Raw genomic sequence first — 4,523 nt, 5'->3', positions numbered from 1 at the left:
GACTGAGCCTGTGCCGACCCTTCGACTTGGCTCAGGGCAAGTTATTTTTAGCAAACTCTCCTAGCTCTCTATAACCTGAGTATCCTAGCATTGTTCCCAGTATTATTACTACTAATACTATCCATAAAGGGTGTCTTTTTCTTTTATCTTTCCGAAAGTCCTTGACTTGTTTTAGTTTTTCTATTAAGCTCAACATATATTTTAAAAGTTGGCGGTCACTCCTCATTTTACCTGATAGCGATCGCTTTTACTTTTGATATTCTGATGGGAGAATGAAACAGCCCTACTCTGCACACGGGGGGTTTTTTAGTCGGCAAAATCGGGAACCAGGGACAAGAATAAATTAGTCAATTTATGGGAAAATAAGCTCATCTTCTCGGCTTTTATCCCATGCATGCCAACTTTTTTACTAATATCCTCTTACCCGTTGCCCTAGGCGTTTTAATGTTGGGCATGGGATTAGGATTAATTCCCGCCGATTTTCAGCGTATCACCCGTTATCCCAAGGCAGTCCTGATTGGTTTAGTCAATCAAATTATTATTCTACCGATCATCGGTTTTATTATTGCTTCTCTTTTGCCTCTCCGTCCAGAAATTGCCGTCGGTTTAATGATTGTCGCGATTTGCCCCGGCGGTCCTTCCTCCAATGTTTTAACCTATTTAGCTAAGGGAGATGTGGCTCTTTCTGTTACTTTAACCGCTTTTAGTAGCATCATCACCATTTTCACAATACCTTTTTTAGCTAGTTTTACTATCCAGCATTTTATGGGGGAAAGTGCCGCCATCTCCCTACCCATTGGTTCCACTATGGCGCAGATATTTTTGATTATAGTTTTACCCATGGTTATGGGTATGACTATTCGCCATTACTTTCCTTTACTGGCCAAAAGTCTGGAACCGATAACTAATCGTTTGGCCGTAATTTTTCTAGCAGTTATTATCTTCTTATTAATCCTGAAAGAATGGGAACGTTTACCTTTATTTATCGCTCAAACTGGTCTGGCAGTGATTATTTTAAATACGATTGCTTCCCTGATTGGTTTTTTCAGTGGTCGTTTATTTCAATTAACTATTCCCCAAAGAATTTGTATTGCAATTGAAGTGGGTATTCAAAGTGGCACTTTAGCGATTGCCATCACTGCCGGTTTATTAAAGAATCCCGATCTAGCCATTCCCGCAATTATCTATAGTTTATGGATGTATGTCAGCGCTTTTATCGCTGTTTATTATGGTCGCAAAAAAGCAGCTTTGGCAAAATAGCTAAATCGGGTGATAGGATATAGCTAAAAAACTGATAAATGATTATGTTAATTGGTAAGTATTTAACCCTAGAGGAATTATCTACCTGTTCCCAAACCTATCAAAAGTACGCAGCACAAATCGACCCCTATCCCAAAAATCCCGCAACGATCACCGCTTGGCAAAATCTCGCTCACTTTATTATCGATCCAATTATTGATAATTTTGGTCGAGAAAGATTCCAATTAACCTACGGATTTTGTTCTAATGATCTGAGAAAATTTCTCCAAAAAAAAGACCCGATCACCGGCTTAAAAAACGGGAGAATCGATCCCAGTCGTGATCAACATTGCGCCCACGAAATTAATCAAAAAGGTCAATATTATTGTCAGCGATTGGGGGCAGCCTGTGATTTTCGGATTATCGATTTAACGAGTGATCGCCTAATAGATTGGATTTTAACCGCAAAATTACCCTTTGATTCTCTCTATTTTTACGGAATTAATCGCCCAATTCATATCAGCTACGGATCCCAACATAAACGAGATCTATGGACTTTTACCTCTAGAGGAACACCGACTAAAAAAGGTTTACAATCATGGTTAGAAGCCGCTAAATCTATCGATTCTGAAACCAAAAAATCCCCCGAAACTGGGGGATAACTAAGACCTAAAACCTTCTTCTTTTAGATTTCTGGTTCCTCATCGTCCCCCTCGTCCTCATCGGCCGGTTCCGTGGGTAAAGGAACCGAACCCATGTCTAATTTATCCCGCAATAACTTCTCAATTTCTGCCGCTACTTCTGGCCTTTCTTCGAGATATTTAACGGCATTATCGCGACCCTGGGCAATATTTTCGCCATTATAGCTATACCATGCCCCTTTACGAGTAACTACGTTAGTTTGTTCGGCGATATCGAGCATACAACCCACCTGGGAAATGCCTTTACCGAAGATAATATCAAATTCAGCAATCCGGAAAGGAGGCGCGACTTTATTTTTAGCCACCTTAACTTTAGCCCGAATTCCGTATTCCCCTTCCGTGCCTTTTTTCAAAGTTTGAATGCGACGGATATCTAAACGCACCGAGGCATAAAATTTTAAGGCCGTTCCTCCGGTGGTCACTTCAGGATTGCCGTAGGTGACACCGATTTTTTGCCGCAGTTGGTTGAGGAAAATCACCACACAACCCGATTTACCAATATTACCAGCAATTTTTCGCAGGGCTTTACTCATCAAACGGGCCTGCAAACCCACCTGATTATCCCCCATTTCCCCTTCAATTTCCGCCCGCGGCACTAAAGCGGCCACCGAGTCGATGACAACGATATCCACGGCCGAAGAACGCACTAACTGGTCAACTATTTCTAAGGCAGCCTCCCCCGTATCCGGTTGTGCCACCAGTAAATTATTGATATCTACCCCTAAATCTTCCGAATAGGTGGGATCTAAAGCGTGTTCCGCATCGACAAAGGCCGCCACTCCCCCAGCTTTCTGCACTTCTGCGATCGCATGGAGGGCTAAAGTGGTTTTTCCAGAACTTTCCGGCCCGTAAATTTCGACGATGCGGCCCTTCGGTAAACCGCCACCCAACGCCATATCTAGGGTTAAAGCACCACTAGGCACGGTTTCCACCCGCATCCGGGTGGCGTCTCCTAAACGCATAATCGAACCTTTGCCAAAGTTGCGCTCGATTTGATTTAAGACTAAACCTAAGGCCTTATCTCGATCGGGATTACTTGTCATTGTCGCCATTAATTTTCTCCCCAGTTTTCTTAAGTAGTACAGCAGTATGCAAAGATTGTAGCCTGTTTTAATCTTGATCACCAAAAAGTTAGAGACTTTTTCCAGAATGGTGATCAAAAATCAAAAGTTTTGATTTTTACAGCCAAGGTCGGCTCATCTGTTCTAATTGCGTCACCTCTTGCGCTTCTAAACTCCATCCTAGGGCTCCGGCATTTTCGATCGCTTGGGCTGCGGTTTTTGCCCCCGGAATGGGAATTACATCCCCTTGGGCGATTAACCAATTGAGGGCGACTTGTGCGGGGGTTTTTTGGTATTTTGCGCCCAATTCTTGCATTACCCTTAAAATTGGGGCTATTTTCTCCAAACCTTCTTTTTTGAACCGCGAGTCAACTTTTCTGGCTCCATCGGGCAAATTCTGGCTTTCTGGGCTATATTTACCCGTCAGTAGTCCTTGAGCGAGGGGGCTGTAGGCAAGGATGGTGACACCTAATTCCTTGGCCGTGGCTAAAATTGCCTTAGTTTCTATTTTGCGATACAAAAGCGAATACTGCACCTGATTGACCGCTAAGGGAACGTCTTTTTTCGCCAAAATCTGGCTTGCTTGACGCATTTGCTCGGCGGAATAATTACTTACACCCACGGAACCAATGCGGCCGCGTTTTACTTCTTCCGCTAGGGCATTCATTAGGGTTTCTTGGCTAATCAGGAAGGTGAAAGGCCAATGTACTTGGTAAAGAGCCATTTTATCGGTTTTTAGACGGTTTAAGCTCTCGGTAATGGCATTATGAACCGCATTCGCCCCCAATCGCCACGGTACGGGGGCAAATTTACTGGCAATATCGATGGGAATATCGGTCTGTTGGGTAAATTTTCCTAAGAGTCGTTCCGATTCCCCCAGTCCATAGACTTCGGCAGTGTCAAAAAAGGTGATTCCTGCTTCTACTGCCGCTTGAAAGGCCGCTTCTACCTGACTAGCTCCGTATTCCTTGCCATAGTTCCAGAATAGTTTATCTCCCCATGCCCAAGTCCCGATGCCCAAGGCACTGACGGCAATTCCTGTTTGTCCGAGATTAGCGGTTTGTCTAGTCATATTCCCTACAAAGGTGGCAATTTTAAAGTTTTACAAGTCAATGACAGCGTTTCTCATCAGTGCGAAATGTTTAGGCATCAAACAGGGTTGTAATAGCTGAAATAACTGCCTAGTAAGGTTGTCAGCCCCTCGGAGCCTAATGCAAAGGTCAAATAATGACTAACCTTATAGCTGTTTATTGGTTCCGACGTTTTGTATCAAATAGACAGCAAACCAGGCGAGGGGACTCAAGGTTAATCTACTTTATAAGTAGGTGGGCGTTAAAAGTTTTCAGATCCCCCCGCCTATCGGCACCCCCCTTATCAAGGGGGCTGTCCTTTAGTCACATCTTTCTTAACATTTCAAACCTTTGTCGCACATGGCTTTCAAGACTCGGTTAACAATCTGTAATATTCCTTGTTGACACCCTTACTGACAAAGAAAAAACTGAAATCAAGTCAGGATAAGGGT

The 4,523-nt window shown here is 43.4% G+C and carries 4 protein-coding genes and 1 pseudogene; 2 read left to right on the top strand and 3 right to left on the bottom strand.

Going from position 1 to position 4,523, the window contains the following annotated elements; translation table 11 throughout:
* Positions 1-40: 40 nt before the first annotated feature.
* A pseudogene (locus tag IM485_RS16230) lies at positions 41-196 on the bottom strand (transposase family protein); the annotation flags it as partial.
* 194 nt (positions 197-390) lie between these two features.
* Here IM485_RS16230 and IM485_RS16225 point away from each other — a divergent pair.
* Positions 391-1,260, top strand: a complete 870-nt coding sequence (locus IM485_RS16225) for a bile acid:sodium symporter family protein (protein ID WP_104397345.1) — start codon at positions 391-393, stop codon at positions 1,258-1,260.
* 44 nt (positions 1,261-1,304) lie between these two features.
* Positions 1,305-1,901 (top strand): hypothetical protein, encoded by a 597-nt coding sequence (locus IM485_RS16220; protein ID WP_104397346.1) that lies wholly within the window; start codon positions 1,305-1,307, stop codon positions 1,899-1,901.
* A gap of 23 nt (positions 1,902-1,924) precedes the next feature.
* Here the strand turns inward: IM485_RS16220 and recA are convergent, their stop codons facing one another.
* Both recA and IM485_RS16210 read right to left on the bottom strand, forming a co-directional pair.
* Complete coding sequence (recA, locus tag IM485_RS16215; RefSeq protein ID WP_104397347.1) at positions 1,925-2,992, bottom strand: recombinase RecA; 1,068 nt, start codon at positions 2,990-2,992, stop codon at positions 1,925-1,927.
* A 127-nt stretch (positions 2,993-3,119) separates the two neighbouring features.
* Entirely contained in the window at positions 3,120-4,073 is a 954-nt protein-coding gene (locus IM485_RS16210) for an aldo/keto reductase (RefSeq protein ID WP_287744339.1), read from the bottom strand.
* Positions 4,074-4,523: the final 450 nt, after the last annotated feature.

This window comes from Microcystis sp. M169S2 (assembly GCF_020245865.1).
GTDB classification, from domain to species: Bacteria; Cyanobacteriota; Cyanobacteriia; order Cyanobacteriales; family Microcystaceae; genus Microcystis; species Microcystis ichthyoblabe_A.
This window is presented reverse-complemented; position numbering and strand designations above follow the sequence as displayed.

Coding starts and splice junctions, on each gene's coding strand:
- IM485_RS16225 (WP_104397345.1), top strand. CDS start 391: ATGCATGCCAACTTTTTTACTAATATCCTCTTACCCGTTGCCCTAGGC.
- IM485_RS16220 (WP_104397346.1), top strand. CDS start 1,305: ATGTTAATTGGTAAGTATTTAACCCTAGAGGAATTATCTACCTGTTCC.
- recA (WP_104397347.1), bottom strand. CDS start 2,992: ATGGCGACAATGACAAGTAATCCCGATCGAGATAAGGCCTTAGGTTTA.
- IM485_RS16210 (WP_287744339.1), bottom strand. CDS start 4,073: ATGACTAGACAAACCGCTAATCTCGGACAAACAGGAATTGCCGTCAGT.